The following is a 16,538-nucleotide window of genomic DNA, read 5'->3' as shown; positions in this document are numbered from 1 at the left end:
CGCCGCCCTCCCCGCCGCTCAGGCCGTGGCCAGCGGGTTGGCGACCGTCACGTACCCCGCGGAGCGGTCCGCCGAGCGCGCCCACCGGACCGACAGGTTGGCCTTGGCCGGCAGCGGTGCCCCCGACAGCAGGTCCGACAGCGGCCGGGGCCATCCGCGCGACGCCGCGTACTCCGCCAGCACCTCCCCGGCCACCGCCCACAGCTCCCGCGTGGACCGGGTCCCCGCGAGGGAGGCGGCGATCTCGACGAGGTGGTTGACCATCAGGCAGTAGACCACCCGGTTCCAGCCGGAGGCAGCGTCGTAGGTGAGCGCCTCGGCGACCCGGCCGGGCAGCCCGGACAGGTCGTGCCGCCCGGCGACGAGCTTCGTGCCCTCCAGGTCGCGGAAGACGGCCTCCACGGGCAGCCCCTCCGCGTCCACGCCGATCAGGACGTTCTGCAGGTGGGGTTCCAGCACCACGCCGTGGCCGAGGTAGGCGTCGAGCACCGGCGGCGCCACGCGTTCCACGTATGCCCGCCACCAGCGCACCGGATCGGCCACCGGCCACCCGGCCATGGTCGGCGCGCCGCCCGGTGCCGGATCCGCCATACCCGGCACGTCGCCCGGCACCGCGCCGGCCCCCTGCCGCCCGGCGGCCAGCGCGCCGCTCAGCAGCGGGGTCACCCCCGGCCTGCAGACCGACCACGGGCTCATCCGGACGATCACACCGAGCCCTTCCAGCAGCCGGGTGCCCAGCTCCGCGGAGCGGTAGCCCGGTTCCGGCAGCCAGCGGGTGCCGGGGAAGGCGGCCGCCAGGTCGAGGAACACCGGTTCGAGGCGACGGCTCAGCTCGACCGCGCCCGCCAGCTCGTACCAGGAGTTCTTCCGCACGCAGTTGGTGATCCGCACGTCCAGGCTGAACTTCAGGCACCGGTCGATCAGCGGCTCGTAGACCGTGCGGACCGACGACGTGGGAACCGCCGTCCGGGAGCTGTCGCCCAGGTCGACCAGACGGCCGTCGGCCAGCGGCGCGGCCAGGTCCGCCGCGAGCAGTTCCAGCTGCCACGGGTGCGCGGGCAGCAGCGAGTAGCCGGGCGGCGCCTGGCCGAGCTCGTCGAGCGCGCCGGTGTCACCCGCCCCGGCCAGCACGTCGTCCCTGACCCCGAGCAGCCGCAGCGGGAAACTCGCGTGCGCCTCGGGCGCGTAGCGCAGCCAGCCCTCGCCGCCGCGTGCCTTCGGGCTGGGATGGAACGGGTGCCCGAAGACCAGCGCCTGCTCCGAGGCCAGCCACGGGTCTGCGGGCGGCGGGACCTCCCACCGGGCCGCGATCAGCGTCGCCAGGGCGTCCCTGCTCGCGGCCACCTGGGCGCCGAACTCGTCGTTGCCCTCGTCCTCGCCCTCACCCTCGCCGAGTTCGGCCTCCACCAGCCGGACGAGCAGGTCCGCCGAGAGCGGCTGCCAGGAGTCGTTCTCCAGCCACTCGGGCCGCCCTTCGAAGCGCAGCGCGAGCCCGCCGTGCGTACGCGCCCGCAGGCGGGTGCCCGCGACGCGCAGCAGCACGTACGGTTCCTCGTACCCGACCTGCCCGCGAGGTCCCGCGATCTCCCTTACGCAACAGCGCAGCAGCGCCGACACCGAGGCCTCCTCGGCGATGGCGACGGCGGGTGAGTCGAGGGCGAGGCTCGTCATGTCGTCCTTTGCGTGATCTGGGTGGGCTGGCGGAGGTAGTTCGGCCCGCTCGTGCCGTAGAACTTGTTCACGTCCCGCGCACCGGTGCGCGCCTTGTCCACCAGGGTTCCGGCGGTGATCATCGATTTGCCGACGAGCCGGGCCGCGTCGAGGGTCCTGGCCCGCAGCAGCCTGGCCATCGGATCCTCCCCGTACGCGTCGAGCGCTTCGGCGAGCGTGCCGCGGACCAGCTCGAAGGCCGTCGGCGGCGGCAGCGCGCCGAACGTCACGGCGGCGGCGGCCAGGTGCAGGGTGATGGTCACGAACACGTCGGCGAGCGCGTGCGGGTCGTCGGTGAACATCCGCGCGTCGGCGAGGTCCGGCACCGCGAGCCCCGCGTCCCTCAGCCTGTCGGGCGAGGTCAGCAGGCCGTCGTTGTCCTTGACGAGCAGCCGTACGACCCCCTCGCCCGTGGCGCCGTCACCCGTGGCCTCCCCGCCGCCGAACACCAGCGAGAGGTTCTGCTGGTGGGCCTCCAGCGCCGTGCCGTACCTGACGAAGAGCCGCACGTGGAAGCGGAACAGCACCCGCAGGTACCGGCCGAGCAGCCGGGCGACGTCCCCGCCGGACCATCTTCCCGCGAGCTCCTCCACGACCAGCCCGCCCCCCGGCAGCGGCGCCGTCAGCGCCGCGACCGGGACGACCACCCCCGCGGGGTGGCGGCGCAGGAGCCAGCCCAGGTACTCGTGCCCGGCGTGCCCGTAGGTCTGCTCGTCGGCCAGGAGCACCTCCGGATCGGGCATGGCCCGCAGGAGCAGCTCGGCCCGCGCCCCGTCGGCGAGCGTGTCCGGTTTGAGGGACCTCCGGTTGCGCAGCCCGAGGGTGCTGGTGGTCAGCGGCAGCTTCAGGTGCGTGCCCGGGGCGATCTCGACCGTGCGCATCGACAGCGTGGGCCTGACCTCCAGGCGCGCCAGCGGGGCCACGACCGTCCCCGGGATCTCCTCGACCGCGGGGACCGTCAGCGGGTGCACGGGGAACAGCACGTGGGTCTCCGCGAGCTCCGCGGCCAGGCCGACGGCGGGGAATCCGGGCGCCCCCGGCAGCTCCGCCCCGGTGAGCCGCTCCCGCGGCACCGCGGCCCAGCGCAGCTCGAAGGAGGGCGCGAACTCCGGCGCGTACGCGGTCAGATCCTCGTCGGACAGGCCGATCCGGCACCGGGCCGTCGGGTAGACGGGATGATCGACGAACGCGGCCAGCGTCTCGTACCACATGCCGTCGCGTCCGCTCCCGCCGCCCGTCGCACGCCCGCTCGCGCCCGTCGCACGTTCGCTCCCGCCGCCCGCGGCAGGCCCAATTCCGTTTTCTGCCGTATGCCCGCTTTCCTGGCCCTGGTCCGGTGTACGCGTGAGGCCGGGGCGAGCGGCGGGGCGTACGGCGGCGACGGTGGCGTCCAGCCTGGCGAGCACCTCCTCGCGATGGAGGTCGTGAAGGTCGAGGGCGCGCAGCGCCTCGCGGCACTCCGTGACGAACGACTCGACCCCGGCGGCGTCGGCGGGAGCGGAGATCTCCCGCAGGGCGCTCAGGACCTCTTCCAGGCGCAGTGCCTCCTCCGGGGCCGCCACGAAGTCCTGGAACAGCGAGCCGGGGGTCAGCCGGACCCGCCTGCCCCCGGGCAGGACCAGCGCGACGCCGTCCTTGCTGCGGGTCACCCGCCCGGCCAGGCCGCCGTAGTCCTCGCGCAGGAGCGCGTTCAGCACCCGGGTGGCGAGGTATCGTTCCCGCCCGCTCACGGGGCCTGCGCCGTTCACGCGGTCACTCGCGGGTCCCCGGGTCACGCGGTCGCCCGTGGAACCTCGGGTCACGCGGTCGCCCGTGGACTCCCGGCTCATGCGATCACCCACGGGTTCTCCGCGGTGAAGGCCGCGACGGCCGCGTCCACGCGTGCCCGGTCGGGGCCGATCGCGCGGACGATGCCCATGTAGTCGCGGTTGGTGTTGCTCAGGTCGATCCGATCGCCCACGGCGCGCAGCGGCCGGTGCCAGATCCGGACCGGATCGCCGGGCGCGGGGACGATCGTTCCGGGAGACCTCACCACGGTCCCCGGGCGGTCGGCGACCAGGCTCAGCGCGGTCGCATGTCCCCCCACCCGGTCGGGGAGCCTCGGTTCGGCCCCGAGATGCACCCTGAGAACGATTTCGAACAGGGGCGCGTCCAGCATGCTCGCCAGCAGGAAGTCGCAGTGGTCGCCGATCACCCGGTAGTTGACCTCGACGATCCGCGGCCCGGCCGGGGTCATCACGTACTCGGTGTGGCAGGCCCCGAACCCCACCCGCAGCGCCTCCAGCGCCCGCAGCACGTGGTCTCGGCCGGGAGGCGGCTCCCAGTCGAGCCTTTCCTCCACGAAGTGCGGCAGCGGTCCCAGGGTGGTGCGGAAACCGCCGAGCACCCTGATCCGCTCGCCGTCGCCGAGCGTCTCCATCGTGTGCAGCGGCCCGTCGAGATACTCCTCCACGACCAGCGTCTCTCCCGGCCGCCTGTCCCTGATGGCCGCGACGGCCGTCGCGAGCTCGCCCGCGTCGCGGACCAGCACGACGTCCTCGCTGGCCACACCCTCGCGCGGCTTCACGACCGCGGGGAACGGCATGCCGGCGGGCGGTGGGTCGGCCGGCGCCAGCCGCGCGGAACGGACGGTCTCGACTCCGGCGGCGGCCAGTCGCCGCCGGGTGAGCGCCTTGTTCTTGGTGTCGACGCAGGCCCGCCAGTCCTTGCCGGGGAGACCGAAGTAGGAGGCGGCGAGCGCCGTCTCCGCCTGGATGTGGTCGGAGTTCGAGAAGATCGCGTCCGGGACGCGGTGGTGCGCGACGGCGTCGATCACGGCCCGCGCGTCGCGCACGTCGCAGCGGAGCACCTCCGCCCCGGAGTCGCGGTACCGCTCGGGGCGGTCGGTGAGGATCGTGACCTCACAGCCGAGCGCGCGCGCCGCCGGGAGGAAGCCGTCGGTGACCGAGTCGGTCGGCTTGAGCGCGGTGAGGTACAGCCGCAATGCAGGGACCCCCGATATCAGGCAAGGCTAACCTAACTCGGCGATCCTAGCCTGAGGCCGATCAGCACGCGGAGGCGATCGGCCTATTGACAGTACATGTCCGTGTCGTCCGATGATGAGAGTCTTCTCATCTCCATCCCAGCCTGATCTCCCATGACGGCGCCTAGCGTGGACGCCATGAGCCGCAGGACGTCAACCGTCAGCATGGTGATCGGGATACTCGTCACCGCGGTCGCGATGTTCGCGGTCGTGGTGCTGGTCCAAGGCAGTCCGGGCAGCCTCGGAGAGGCCGTCGTGGTCGACGGGGAACGGGCCGAGGAGACGGCCGAGACGGGCACCGCGCAGCCGCGGTCCTCCGGAGACTCCACGGCACCGGCCGGCCCAGGAACCTCGAACGCCTCCGGGGCGCCCGGCGACCAGGAGGCGCGGGACGGCCGGACGCCCCCGGGGCCCGCGACCTCCGGCGAGCCCGGCGCGTCCCGCCTGGCCGGAAGGGAGCGGGCCGAACGGGTGCAGCCCCCACCGCCACCACGAGGCGGGGGAGACGACGACGGCGGCGATGACGGCGGTGGCGATGACGGCGACGACTGAGACGGCGACCGGGACGGCGACCGGGACGGTGACGGCCGGAACGGCGGCGGCAGAGGCGACGGCCGGGCGGTGAGCGCACGGACCCGCATCGTGGGTTGGACGCTCGCGGTCGTCGCCCTCGCCCTGAGCGTCTCGGTGTTCGCCACCTGGACCATCCTGCTGGTCAGGCTCGAGGACCGGGTGAACGCCGAACTGGCCAACGAGGTGGAGAAACTCCACTGGTACGCGAAGAACTCGACCGCCTCCCCGCCGGAACTGCTCCAGGAGTACCTGAAGGTCAACGCGCCCGATCGCCACGAGACCTTCTTCGTGATCCTCGACGGGAAGGTCCGCTGGCGTACGTACGCGGAACCCCCGGCCGTGCTGGACACCGACCGGGCGCTGGTGGCGCGGATGGCCGCCGCGACCGAACCCACCTGGGACTGGGCCCCCAGCACCGCCGGGCTCGTCCGCTGGGCGGTCGCACCCGTGATCGCCGACGGCGAGGTCGAGGGCGCCTTCGTGGCCGTCGTCTTCTACGACCTCGAACGCCGCGAGGTCGTCGAGGCGGTCCGCGTGCTCGGCCTCACCGCGCTGGCGGCGCTCCTCCTGGCCGGGGCGGGCGGATGGTTCGTCGCGGGAAGGGTCCTCGCCCCCGTGCGGCTGGTCCGCCGGACGGCGGAGCGGATCGGCGGCTCCGGCGATCTCAGCCGGCGCCTCACCGTCTCCGGCGACGACGACGTCTCGGCGCTGGCCGCGACCTTCAACCACATGCTCGACCGGCTGGAACGCGCCTTCGCCGTGCAGCGCGACTTCCTCGACGACGCCGGGCACGAGCTGCGCACCCCGATCACGGTCGTCCGCGGCCACCTCGAACTCATGGGCGACGACCCCGAGGAGCGGGCCGCCACCCTTGCCCTGGTCACCGACGAGCTGGGGCGGATGAACAGGATCGTCGACGACCTGATCATGCTCGCCAGATCGGAGCAGCCGGGCTTCCTCACCCTCGGTGAGGTCGAGCTCGCCGATCTCACCGTCGAGGTCGTGGCCAAGGCCCGCGCGCTGGGAGAGCGTCGCTGGCGGGTGGACGAGGTGGCCGAGGAACAGGTCACGGCCGACCGGCAGCGCCTCACCCAGGCGCTGATCCAGCTCGTGGCGAACGCCGTGCGGCACACCGGTCCCGGCGACCTGATCGCGGTCGGTTCCGCCGTACGGGAAGGCAGGGTGGAACTGTGGGTGCGCGACACCGGTCCCGGCGTGCCCGCCCAGGATCGCGAACGGATCTTCAACCGCTTCGTCCGAGGCGCGGGCCGCACCGGGTCGCACGACGGCGCGGGGCTCGGTCTCGCCATCGTCCGCTCCATCGCCGAGGCGCACCGGGGCACCGCGCGGGTCCGCGCGGCCGACGAGGGCGGGGCGCTCTTCCTGATCTCCTTCCCGTACGAGGAGATCCCCGCGACGCTCTCGTACGAGCACTGATGTCCCCGTACGAGGAGAACCCCCGATGTCCTTCCACGCCGCACGGTGTGGAAGGCGCGACCGTGACAGTCCCCCGAGGGAGGAACCGAGGGTGAACCGCATCCTGATAGCCGAGGACGAGGGCCGGATCGCGTCCTTCCTGGAGAAGGGCCTGAGAGGCAACGGGTTCACGACCACCGTCGTCGCGGACGGTGTCGCGGCGTACGAGTACGCCCGTGCCGGTCGCTTCGACCTGATGATCCTGGACATCGGGCTTCCGCTGAGCGACGGCTTCACGGTCCTGCGACGGCTCCGGCAGGAGATGGCGACCATCCCCGTGATCATCCTCACCGCCCGCGACAGCGTCGCCGACACCGTCGCGGGTCTTGAGGGCGGAGCCGACGACTACCTCGCCAAGCCCTTCTCCTTCGAGGAACTGCTGGCACGGGTACGGCTCCGCCTGCGCCCGGAGCGCGTCCCGGAGACGACCGTCCTGCGCGTCGGTGACCTCGCCCTGGACCTGCGGACCCGGCGGGCTCACGTGGGCGAGCGCTCCGTCGACCTGTCCACCCGCGAGTTCGCCCTCGCGGAGATCTTCTGCCGCCACCCCGACCAGGTTCTCACCCGCCAGCAGCTGCTCAGCCACGTGTGGGGGTTCGACTTCGACCCCGGCTCGAACGTGGTGGACGTCTACGTCCGCTACCTGCGCCGCAAGCTGGGAAACCAGCGGATCGAGACCGTCAGGGGGTCCGGCTACCGCCTGCGAGTCCGGTGAGAGTCCTCTCATCCCGTGCTCATGATGGGTCCACCGGCCACCGGAAATCTGGAGTCATCCGCACAGAAGGTGCGCAACGACTTTCAGGAGGGCCAGATGAGCCTGGTACTACGGCGGACCCTGCTCGCCATCGCGATCACCCTCGGACTCGGGACCACCGGCGTCCTCGCCGGTGTCCCGGCGGCCCAGGCATCCGCGTTCCCGGTTCCGCCCACGGCGGTCGCCAACGTCGCGGACGACGACGATGACGATGACGATGACGACAGAGGTGGTGATGACGACGACGGCGGTGACGACGACCGCGACGACCGCGATGACGGCGATGACCGCGATGACAAGGACGACCGGCGAGCCGGACCCGCCGACGACCGGGACGACGACCTCCCCCGGGGCGGCGTGGAAACCGGCCAGGGCAGCACGTCGCGCGATGACGATGACGACGACGACGATGACCGGGCGCCCGCCGGTGGCGTGGACACGGGCCAGGGCGGTACGTCGCGCGATGACGATGACGACGACGATGACCGGGCGCCCGCCGGTGGCGTGGACACGGGCCAGGGCGGTACGTCGCGCGATGACGATGACGACGACGATGACCGGGCGCCCGCCGGTGGCGTGGACACGGGCCAGGGCGGTACGTCGCGCGATGACGATGACGACGACCGTGCTCCGGCCGGTGGGGTGGAGACCGGGTTCGGTGGGACGGCCGAGAAGGAGGGCGTGCCGCTCTGGGTGCCGGCGGGACTGGCCGGTGCCGGGCTCCTGGCGGGCGGCGGCTTCTGGTTCAGCCGCCGATCCACCTCGGGGAGCTGACCGTGCGGACTCCCGGTGCCCTCGTGGCGGCTCTCTCCACTCTCTCCGCCCTCGTGGCCATGACCGCGTGCTCCACCGAGGTCGCCGCGCACAGCGCCCCTACAGCCTCCACGGCTTCCACGGTCTTCACCGCCGCCCAGGTCGTACGACCTCCGGCCAGGGGTGAGGTCGCCGACCCGGTGCGGCTCCGCGTCCCGGCGATCGGGGTCTCCACCGCGGTGATCGCGCTGAAGCTGGACGCGAGGAACAAGCTGGTCGCTCCGGTGCGCTTCGACAGGGTGGGCTGGAACAAGGCCGGTCCCGAGCCCGGCGAGGCCGGTGCGGCGGTCATCGCCGGGCACGTGGACTCCAGAACGGGACCCGCTGTCTTCCACCGGCTCGGGAAGCTCCGTCCGGGACACCGCGTCCACGTCGACAGGGCCGACGGAAGCACGGTGACGTTCACCGTCCGGCGCCTGGCCCGCTTCCCGAAGAGCCGGATCCCCGACAGGCAGGTCTACGGCTCCGCCAAGGGAGCCGAGCTGAGGCTCATCACCTGCGGCGGGACCTTCGACCGCGAGCGGCGCAGCTACCGTGACAACGTGATCGTGTTCGCGAGCTGACGGCTCGGCGCCCCGGGGGCAGCCGGGTGGAGCGTGCCACGAGAGGCGCGGGTATCGGGAGAGAGGTCCCGGTACCCGCGCCTGCGTCGTGTTCCCGTCCCTGGGTCCCCGGTCGCACCTCGGCTCGTGCCGGAGGAGCCTGGAAAAAGCCGGGGGAGCCCGGGGAACCCCGGACCGGGGGAAGCGGGAACGGGGAGAGGGAGGAGGGAAAAGCCGGTGATGTGCTGGAACGCGTACCGCCCGCTCCCGCCCGTACGCCGGGAAGGGCGGAGAGGGTCCCGTCCGGCGGCATAGTATGTGCACTCGGTTGGGGAGGCGGAACAGCGTGGAGATCACGGCGCAAGAAGGACTGTTGGGGCCGCTGCTGCTCGCGCGCAGTGCCATCGACCGGTCGGCGGTGCTTCGCGGCGACGCCGAATGGCTCGAAAGGACCTGGGCGGACACCGCGACCAGGGTCGTGGTCGTCGACGACGGGCAGGCGCTGGTCCGGCACAGTGGCGGAGAGGTCAAGCTGGTCCTGCTGCCCACCGCCGACGCGCCGGAGGGGGAGCGCTACCTGCTCGGTGTCGACGCCGAGGGCGTCGCCTACTTCGCCGTGGCCGCGCCGCTGGCCGACAGCGTCCACAACGGTTCCTTCACCCGGATCGTCTCCCCGCTGGCCCCCTCGGAGCTGGCGGAGGACCAGACCCTCACCGCGGGGCTCCGCCAGGTGGGGTCGTTGCTGGGCGACCTGGACGCCGGGCTGCTGGTGTACGCGGTCGCCCTGGACGCCTGGCACTCCACCCACGAGTTCTGCCCCCGGTGCGGGAGCGGCACCGAGGTGCGCGCGGGCGGGCACGTGCGCGTCTGCCCCAAGGACGGCAGCCAGCACTTCCCCCGGGTCGACCCCGCGGTGATCATGCTGATCCACGACGACGATGACAGGTGCCTGCTGGCCAGGGGGCCGCAGTGGCCGGAGGGGCGGCTGTCGGTGCTGGCCGGGTTCGTCGAGCCGGGCGAGTCGCTGGAGCACGCCGTGGCGCGCGAGGTGGCCGAGGAGGTCGGTGTGCGCGTCGCCGAGCCGCGCTACATGGGCAGCCAGCCCTGGCCGTTCCCGCGCAGCCTGATGCTCGGCTTCTTCGCGCGGGCCACGTCGACGGAGTTCGTCCTCGACCCCGAGGAGATCGCCGAGGCTCACTGGTTCAGCCGCGCCGAGCTGCGGGCCGCGACGGAGAGCGGCGAGGTGCGCCTGCCGTCCGAGGTGTCGATCGCCCGCAGGCTCATCGAGACCTGGTACGGCGAACCGCTGACCGGCGACTGGTGACCCCGCCCGCCGCGGGGAGGCCTCATCACCGACCGGCAGCCGACCAGCCGTCCTGGGCGGGGCCGTCCGGGTGGAGGCCGTCCCGGCAGACGGGAGCCCCGGTGTCCGTGGAGGCGGAACCGGGGCTCGGGTGTCGCGGGGGAGCGGCTACACGCTCGCGCCCGCCAGGATGCGCTTGAGTTCGATCACCGAGGGGTTGGTCCTGACGATCCGGCCGGTGGGGGAGTCGACCACGACGGTGGGTACGACCTGGTTGCCGTTGTTGACGCTCATGACGAACGTGGCGGCGTCCGGGTTGCTCTCGATGTCGACCTCGTTGTAGGAGATCCCCTCGCGACTGAGCTGGCTCTTCAGTCGCTTGCAGGGGCCGCACCAGGTTGTGGTGTACACAGTCAGCGCCATGTCGTGAGAAATCCCCTCATGTGATGTCCGGCGCCATTGGCAACAAAGCGAGGGCCGTTCATCTTCCCGATGAGCCGTTCATCTTCCCGGTGAGAGCAGCTTCTCCGCGACCCACTGCTGAACCCGCTCCGCCACGCCGGGCAGCCGGTAAAGAGGCGCGCTGTGCTCGATGCCGGGCTCGGTGACGATCGTCACCGGCACGCCGACCTGGCGCAGGTGCTCCTTGAGCTGCTTGCCGTGCTCCGGCGACACGAACTCGTCCTCCGAGTGCACGACCAGCATGGGCGCGTCACCGCGGCTCGCGTGCCACGGGACCTCCATGCTCGCCCATACCCGGGCGCACTTGCCGGTGGGCTCACAGCCTCCGGCGAGCTTGATGGCCGACTCGCGCAGCTTGCGCTTCTCCAGGTCGAAGGTGTCGGCGCCCTCGGTGTACGCCGTGAGCGGGGAGATCACCGGGGAGATGCCGACCACACCGCGCAGACCGGACAGGCGGCTCTTGTAGGTGCCCGCCGCACCGGCCAGATGGCCTCCGGCGGAGAAGCCGACGATCACGTAGTTGTTCGGGTCGAAGGACCACAGCGCCGCGTGCCGCCGCGCGGTGGCGATCGCGTCGAGGGTGTCGGTGCGCTGGGCCGGCCAGGAGGCGTCGGTGGAGAGGCGGTAGTTGATGTTGAAGACGACGTAGCCCTGCTCGGCGTAGCTCCGGCTTATCTCGGTCATGTACTTCTTGTCACCCGACGACCACCAGCCGCCGTGGATCAGGAAGACGCCGGGCCGCTTCAGCTCGTCGGTCTGGTACCAGACGTCCATGCGCTGGCGAACGTGCGGGCCGTACGTGACGGTGTTGACGACGGTGCCCTGGGTCAACGGGTCGGGCTCCGCCACCGGAGGGGGTGTCGGGTTGCCCTCGCGGGCCCTTCCCGTGCCGCTCTTCGAGGTACCGGTCTTCCCCGCGCCGACCTTCCCGGCCTCGGTCGCGTCGGCTCCGGCGGCCCTGGTCTCGGCCGCGTCCGCAGAGGTCCTGCCGGCACCGGTCCTGCTGACACCGGCCACCCCCACGCTGGCCACCCTCACGCTGGCCCTCGCCGTGCCGTACGTGCCGGTGTCCGCCCTGTCCGCTCCGGACCTCGCCGTACCGGTCCTGGCCGTGTCGGTGGTCCCTCCGGCGCCGGCCTTCGCCGGGCTGGGCGTACCGCTGGGCTGGGCTGGAGTCGAGAGCACGTGGGCATGCGCGGTCGTGTACACCACCGCGGGTCCGATCATCGCCGCCGCCAGGGCGAGCGCACCCACGGTTACCCCAGTTCGCACGGGCCTCTTCCTTCCCCGGAATCGTTCGGCCCCCATTGTGGAGTAAAAAGCCCGCTTTGTGCATCTCGACGAACCACATAGGTTGACGGCGGCAAGTTGCCAGAATGACTGATGCTTGGCCGGTGACTGGGAGGATGTTGCCGCCCGGTCCGTTCGACCGCGTGTGTTCGACTGCGTGTAAGGAGGCTCCGTGGGGCCCGACGACGTTCTGGCGGCACTGGATCCCGAGCAGCGTGAGGTGGCCGAAGCCGTCCGGGGGCCGGTCTGCGTCCTCGCCGGAGCCGGGACGGGCAAGACCCGCGCCATCACCCACCGCATCGCGCACGCGGTCCACAGCGGGGTGGTCGACGCCCAGGGCGTGCTGGCGGTGACGTTCACCACACGCGCGGCCGGTGAGCTCAGGCAGCGGCTGCGGCAGCTCGGCACGCCGGGCGTGCAGGCGCGCACCTTCCACGCCGCCGCGCTGCGCCAGCTCACCTACTTCTGGCCGCGCGTCATCGGCGGCGACCCGCCCAGGGTGATCGAGTCGAAGCTGCCGCTGCTGATCGACGCCTGCCGCTCCCTGCGCAAGAACCAGGACCGCTCCGAACTGCGCGACATCGCCTCCGAGATCGAATGGGCCAAGGTCACCCAGATCGCCCCCGAGGACTACGCGGAGGCCGCCAGGAAGGCGGGCCGCACCTCGCCCGTGCCCCCCGAGGAGGTCTTCCGGCTCTACGAGGCCTACGAGAACCTCCGCCGCGAGCGGCACCTGGTCGACTTCGAGACCATCCTGGAGCTCACCGCGGCCGTGATGACCGAGCACCGCGAGGTGGCCTCCCAGATTCGCCAGCAGTACCGCTACTTCGTGGTCGACGAGTACCAGGACGTCAACCCGCTGCAGAAGCTGCTGCTCGACACCTGGCTCGGCGGGCGCGACGACCTGTGCGTGGTCGGCGACCCCAACCAGACGATCTACTCCTTCACCGGCGCCACCCCCCGCTACCTGACCGGCTTCTCGGTCGAGCACCCCAACGCCACCGTGATCAAGTTGGTCCGCGACTACCGCTCCACCCCCCAGGTCGTCTCCCTGGCCAACCGGGTGCTCGACAGGGCGCGGACCCCGCACAAGCTCGCCCTGATCGCCCAGCGCCCGGACGGCCCCGAACCGGTCTTCACCGAGTACGACGACGAGACCGCCGAGGCGGAGGGCGTGGCGCGGGCGGTGAAGAAGCTCGTCGGTGGCGGCGTGCCGACCCGCGAGATCGCCGTGCTGTTCCGGGTCAACGCCCAGTCCGAGGCGTACGAGCAGGCCTTCGCCAAGGCCGGCCTGCCGTACGTGCTGCGCGGCGCCGACCGCTTCTTCGAGCGCCCCGAGGTCCGCCAGGCGGTCGTGCTGCTGCGCGGTGCCGCCCGCTCGGCCGAACCCGGCGACACGCTCGTCTCGACCGTGCACCACATCCTGTCCGGCATCGGGCTCACCCCCGAGGCACCCGGCGGTGGCAAGGCCCGGGAGAAGTGGGAGTCGCTGAAGGCCCTGGCCGACCTCGCCGAGGACCTCGCCGCCACCGGCGCCGACCTGCCCGCCTTCGTCGCCGAGCTGGAGCGCCGGGCCGGGGAGCAGCACGCGCCGCCGGTCGAGGGCGTCACCCTGGCCTCGCTGCACGCCGCCAAGGGTCTGGAGTGGGACGCGGTCTTCCTCGTCGGCGTCACCGAGGGCATGCTGCCGATCATCTACGCCGAGACGCTCGACCAGATCGAGGAGGAACGCCGCCTCCTGTACGTCGGCGTCACCCGCGCCCGCGCCCACCTGAGGCTGTCGTGGGCGCTGGCGCGCTCGCCCGGCGGGCGGCGTTCCCGCAAACCCTCCCGCTTCCTGGACGGGCTCACCGGCCGCTCCGCGCAGAAAAGCCGCGCCGCCGCCCCGGCCGCGGCGGCCGATCGCCGTCAGGTCGCCGCTCCGATCAGCTGCCGGGTCTGCGGCAAGACCCTGGCCGCCGCCGCCGAACAGAAGCTCGGCAGGTGCGCCGGCTGTCCCGCCGACTACGACGAGTCGCTGCTCGAGTCGCTCAAGTCCTGGCGTACGGGAGTGGCGAAGCACGAGAAGATCCCCCAGTGGGCGATCTTCACCGACGTCACCCTCCAGGCCATCGCCGAACGGGCGCCGCTCTCGGAACAGGACCTGCTGGCGATCACCGGAATCGGACGCGTCAAACTGGATCGTTATGGCGAGGCGGTGCTCGAACTGTGCCGTATCGCTGCGAACCGGACGGAGGGCGCGTGAACGAGGCGTTAAAGGAGCTCCTGGACCTGCTCGACCTGGAGCAGATCGAGCTCGACATCTTCAGAGGGCGTAGTCCGGAGGAGCGCATCCAGCGTGTCTTCGGTGGCCAGGTGGCCGCCCAGGCACTGGTCGCCGCGGGACGGACGGTGCCCGACGACCGCAACGTCCACTCGCTGCACGCCTACTTCATCCGTCCCGGCGACCCGGCCATCCCGATCGTCTACAACGTCGAGCGGGTCCGCGACGGCCGGTCCTTCACCACCCGGCGGGTGGTGGCCGTCCAGCACGGCAAGGCGATATTCACGATGTCGGCCTCCTTCCACGTGACGGAGACCGGTGTCGAGCACCAGGCGGTCACGATGCCCCAGGTGGCCGATCCCGAGGGCCTGCCGCTCTTCCAGGATCGGATGCTCCAGGCCGTGGGGACGGATTCGCCACTGCGCGAGTGGGTGTCCAGGCCGAGGCCGGTGGACGCCCGCTACGTGACGCCCCTCACCTGGGAGGCCTACCGCGACCCGGAGCTGCGCGGTTCAAACACCGACGTGTGGTTCCGCTACGACGCGGAACTGCCCGACGATCCGCTGCTGCACGTGGTGCTCGCCGCCTACGCCTCCGATTTCACCCTGGTCGACACCGTGCTGCTGACCCACGGCCTGGCATGGGGCGCGTCCAACCTCTCCGGTGCCTCGCTGGACCACGCGATGTGGTTCCACCGCCCTTTCCGCGTGGACGAGTGGATGCTCTACGCCCAGGAGTCGCCCTGGTCGGGGGCGGCGAGAGGGCTCGCCAAGGGAGAGATGTTCACCCGGTCCGGAGAACTGGCCGTGTCGGTAGTGCAGGAGGCGATGATCCGCGTGAGATAGTCGCAAAGTCGCAGGTAGAAAATATGTTGCCCCCTCCTGGGGCCGGGGTTTAGGGTCATGGTCAAGCAAGTCGGACGCTACTGTCCGACGATCCACGAATGGAGGTGAGTCCGCTGTGAGGAACATTCTGATGTCGTCCCAGATGGGGCTCACTTCCGCGCGCCGTAACACCGTTCTGTCTTGTGACAGCCAGATCATCCTCGCCGCCGGCGCGGCAGCTCTGGTTCAGCAGGCCAATCCTGCCCATCTTCAGGTCGAGACCGGCCGTTGGTTCGCTCCGATCGCCTTCCCGGCGACGGATGTTCCGGCTGCTCGTAACCGAGTGGGCGACAGCTACGCAGCAACGACCAAGCACATCGGAAACGGTGGACTGCGCGGTCCGCAACCCTGGGGGCATCCTCCGGTCATAACCTGACCGAGGAAAAAGCCTTCAGGCCGCGGATCCGCACCCAGGATCCGCGGCCTTCTTGTTTGTCCGCGTCATTCCTGACCCCCACCCCAAGAGGTAATCGAAGATCAACACCTAGCTGAGAGGTGAAGCAGATGGGGGCCCAGACGGTCATGGACCTGATCGACGAAGCCACAATCCCCTGTCGTACCGACCCCGACCTGTGGTTCGCCGAGTCTCCGGAGGACGTGGAGTTCGCCAAGGCGCTCTGCGGAGGCTGCCCGATCCGTGAGGCCTGCCTGGCCCGCGCGCTGGAGCGCGAGGAGCCGTGGGGCGTCTGGGGCGGCGAGCTCGTCCTGCGGGGGGCGATCGTCCCCCGGAAGCGTCCGCGCGGGCGTCCCCGCAAGAACCCGGTCGCTGCCTGAACGATCCGGTCGCTGCCCGGACCGCCAAGCACCATGAACCACCGAGAACCGCACACCACCGAACCACCGAGAACCTGAACCACCGAGAACCCGAGCCATTACGAGCCGGGCGTTTCCGAAAGGACCATCCCGATGAGCTACTTCACCGCCAGAGGCCTCGACCTGTCGTCTATGCAAGAAGAACTGGTCCGTGACCGAATACGGACCCTTCACCGCGAGGCGGAGGAGCATCGCAGGGCCGCCGGCCTTCAGCGCCTCCAGCGCGCGAAGCGCGACGCGGAGCGTGCCTCGGCGCGCCTGCGGAGCGCGATCCTGCGCCTCGTCTGATCTGTCGTGTCTGTTCGGTAAGAACCGGCGGCGACGTGTGGAGAACGCACGAAAGACGCACGTGGTCGCACGCGAGACGGATCGAAGAACGAGACGGACGAGAAAGGCGAGACGGACGAACGAGGGGTGACCCGCTCCGGCGGGTCACCCCTCAGACGTCTCGCCAGGCCCGCCATGCCACGGGACGCCGCCGGACGTCGTGGAGCATCGCGGGGCAGGGATGCCGGGGGATGTCGCGGGACACCCAAGGACTCCGAAGGACACCGAGAGGCGGCATGGGATGTCGCCGAACGCCGCGGGGCATCGCGGACAGGGACGGCGGGGGCGCCGAAGGACGGCGGGGGA

General features: G+C 71.5%; 16 protein-coding genes. 11 read left to right on the top strand and 5 right to left on the bottom strand.

The window, feature by feature from the left end:
• Positions 1-18: 18 nt before the first annotated feature.
• The 3 genes from ACTOQ3_RS23455 to ACTOQ3_RS23445 all read right to left on the bottom strand — a co-directional run bounded on the left by ACTOQ3_RS23455 (position 19) and on the right by ACTOQ3_RS23445 (position 4,693).
• Positions 19-1,671, bottom strand: a complete 1,653-nt coding sequence (locus ACTOQ3_RS23455) for an IucA/IucC family protein (protein ID WP_440085485.1) — start codon at positions 1,669-1,671, stop codon at positions 19-21.
• On the bottom strand, positions 1,668-3,458 hold the full coding sequence (locus tag ACTOQ3_RS23450) for an IucA/IucC family protein (RefSeq protein ID WP_440085484.1): 1,791 nt from the start codon (positions 3,456-3,458) through the stop codon (positions 1,668-1,670). The genes ACTOQ3_RS23455 and ACTOQ3_RS23450 overlap by 4 nt, the downstream gene beginning before the upstream one ends.
• Positions 3,459-3,535: 77 nt before the next feature.
• Positions 3,536-4,693, bottom strand: a complete 1,158-nt coding sequence (locus tag ACTOQ3_RS23445) for an ATP-grasp domain-containing protein (protein ID WP_440085483.1) — start codon at positions 4,691-4,693, stop codon at positions 3,536-3,538.
• Between the two features lie 177 nt (positions 4,694-4,870).
• Between ACTOQ3_RS23445 and ACTOQ3_RS23440 the strand changes: the two genes are divergently transcribed.
• The 6 genes from ACTOQ3_RS23440 (at position 4,871) to nudC (ending at position 10,214) form a co-directional block, all read left to right on the top strand.
• On the top strand, positions 4,871-5,284 hold the full coding sequence (locus ACTOQ3_RS23440) for a hypothetical protein (RefSeq protein ID WP_440085482.1): 414 nt from the start codon (positions 4,871-4,873) through the stop codon (positions 5,282-5,284).
• 69 nt (positions 5,285-5,353) lie between these two features.
• Positions 5,354-6,742: a sensor histidine kinase gene (locus ACTOQ3_RS23435; RefSeq protein ID WP_440085481.1), complete on the top strand. Its 1,389-nt coding sequence runs from the start codon at positions 5,354-5,356 to the stop codon at positions 6,740-6,742.
• 91 nt (positions 6,743-6,833) lie between these two features.
• Positions 6,834-7,496 carry a response regulator transcription factor gene (locus ACTOQ3_RS23430; protein ID WP_362837064.1) on the top strand — a complete coding sequence of 221 codons (663 nt, stop codon included), beginning with the start codon at positions 6,834-6,836 and terminating at the stop codon, positions 7,494-7,496.
• A 96-nt stretch (positions 7,497-7,592) separates the two neighbouring features.
• Complete coding sequence (locus ACTOQ3_RS23425; RefSeq protein WP_440085480.1) at positions 7,593-8,309, top strand: hypothetical protein; 717 nt, start codon at positions 7,593-7,595, stop codon at positions 8,307-8,309.
• Between the two features lie 2 nt (positions 8,310-8,311).
• On the top strand, positions 8,312-8,911 hold the full coding sequence (locus tag ACTOQ3_RS23420; protein ID WP_440085479.1) for a class F sortase: 600 nt from the start codon (positions 8,312-8,314) through the stop codon (positions 8,909-8,911).
• 325 nt (positions 8,912-9,236) lie between these two features.
• Entirely contained in the window at positions 9,237-10,214 is a 978-nt protein-coding gene (gene nudC, locus ACTOQ3_RS23415) for an NAD(+) diphosphatase (protein ID WP_440085478.1), read from the top strand.
• 147 nt (positions 10,215-10,361) lie between these two features.
• On the opposite strand, the gene ACTOQ3_RS23410 is transcribed toward nudC, so the two are convergent.
• Positions 10,362-10,616 carry a glutaredoxin family protein gene (locus ACTOQ3_RS23410; RefSeq protein WP_440085477.1) on the bottom strand — a complete coding sequence of 85 codons (255 nt, stop codon included), beginning with the start codon at positions 10,614-10,616 and terminating at the stop codon, positions 10,362-10,364.
• Between the two features lie 78 nt (positions 10,617-10,694).
• Positions 10,695-11,927 (bottom strand): alpha/beta hydrolase, encoded by a 1,233-nt coding sequence (locus ACTOQ3_RS23405; protein WP_440085476.1) that lies wholly within the window; start codon positions 11,925-11,927, stop codon positions 10,695-10,697.
• A gap of 190 nt (positions 11,928-12,117) precedes the next feature.
• Here ACTOQ3_RS23405 and ACTOQ3_RS23400 point away from each other — a divergent pair, with 190 nt between their 5' ends.
• The 5 genes from ACTOQ3_RS23400 to ACTOQ3_RS23380 all read left to right on the top strand — a co-directional run bounded on the left by ACTOQ3_RS23400 (position 12,118) and on the right by ACTOQ3_RS23380 (position 16,193).
• On the top strand, positions 12,118-14,190 hold the full coding sequence (locus ACTOQ3_RS23400; RefSeq protein WP_440085475.1) for an ATP-dependent DNA helicase UvrD2: 2,073 nt from the start codon (positions 12,118-12,120) through the stop codon (positions 14,188-14,190).
• A complete protein-coding gene (gene tesB, locus ACTOQ3_RS23395) occupies positions 14,187-15,053 on the top strand; it encodes an acyl-CoA thioesterase II (protein WP_440085474.1) in 867 nt (288 codons plus the stop codon). Before ACTOQ3_RS23400 ends, tesB begins: the two co-directional genes overlap by 4 nt.
• 130 nt (positions 15,054-15,183) lie before the next feature.
• Positions 15,184-15,468 carry a hypothetical protein gene (locus ACTOQ3_RS23390; protein WP_440085473.1) on the top strand — a complete coding sequence of 95 codons (285 nt, stop codon included), beginning with the start codon at positions 15,184-15,186 and terminating at the stop codon, positions 15,466-15,468.
• A 128-nt stretch (positions 15,469-15,596) separates the two neighbouring features.
• Positions 15,597-15,866, top strand: a complete 270-nt coding sequence (locus tag ACTOQ3_RS23385; RefSeq protein WP_329085648.1) for a WhiB family transcriptional regulator — start codon at positions 15,597-15,599, stop codon at positions 15,864-15,866.
• Positions 15,867-15,998: 132 nt separating this feature from the next.
• Complete coding sequence (locus ACTOQ3_RS23380; RefSeq protein ID WP_440085472.1) at positions 15,999-16,193, top strand: hypothetical protein; 195 nt, start codon at positions 15,999-16,001, stop codon at positions 16,191-16,193.
• Positions 16,194-16,538: the final 345 nt, after the last annotated feature.

It is taken from the genome of Streptosporangium sp. LJ11 (assembly GCF_051918945.1).
GTDB lineage: Bacteria > Actinomycetota > Actinomycetes > Streptosporangiales > Streptosporangiaceae > Streptosporangium.
This window is presented reverse-complemented; position numbering and strand designations above follow the sequence as displayed.

Excerpts from the sequence above, each read along its gene's own strand:
- ACTOQ3_RS23455 (WP_440085485.1), bottom strand. The coding sequence starts at position 1,671 with ATGACGAGCCTCGCCCTCGACTCACCCGCCGTCGCCATCGCCGAGGAG.
- ACTOQ3_RS23425 (WP_440085480.1), top strand. The coding sequence starts at position 7,593 with ATGAGCCTGGTACTACGGCGGACCCTGCTCGCCATCGCGATCACCCTC.
- ACTOQ3_RS23410 (WP_440085477.1), bottom strand. The coding sequence starts at position 10,616 with ATGGCGCTGACTGTGTACACCACAACCTGGTGCGGCCCCTGCAAGCGA.
- ACTOQ3_RS23440 (WP_440085482.1), top strand. The coding sequence starts at position 4,871 with ATGAGCCGCAGGACGTCAACCGTCAGCATGGTGATCGGGATACTCGTC.
- ACTOQ3_RS23390 (WP_440085473.1), top strand. The coding sequence starts at position 15,184 with ATGTCGTCCCAGATGGGGCTCACTTCCGCGCGCCGTAACACCGTTCTG.
- ACTOQ3_RS23380 (WP_440085472.1), top strand. The coding sequence starts at position 15,999 with ATGAGCTACTTCACCGCCAGAGGCCTCGACCTGTCGTCTATGCAAGAA.
- ACTOQ3_RS23385 (WP_329085648.1), top strand. The coding sequence starts at position 15,597 with ATGGGGGCCCAGACGGTCATGGACCTGATCGACGAAGCCACAATCCCC.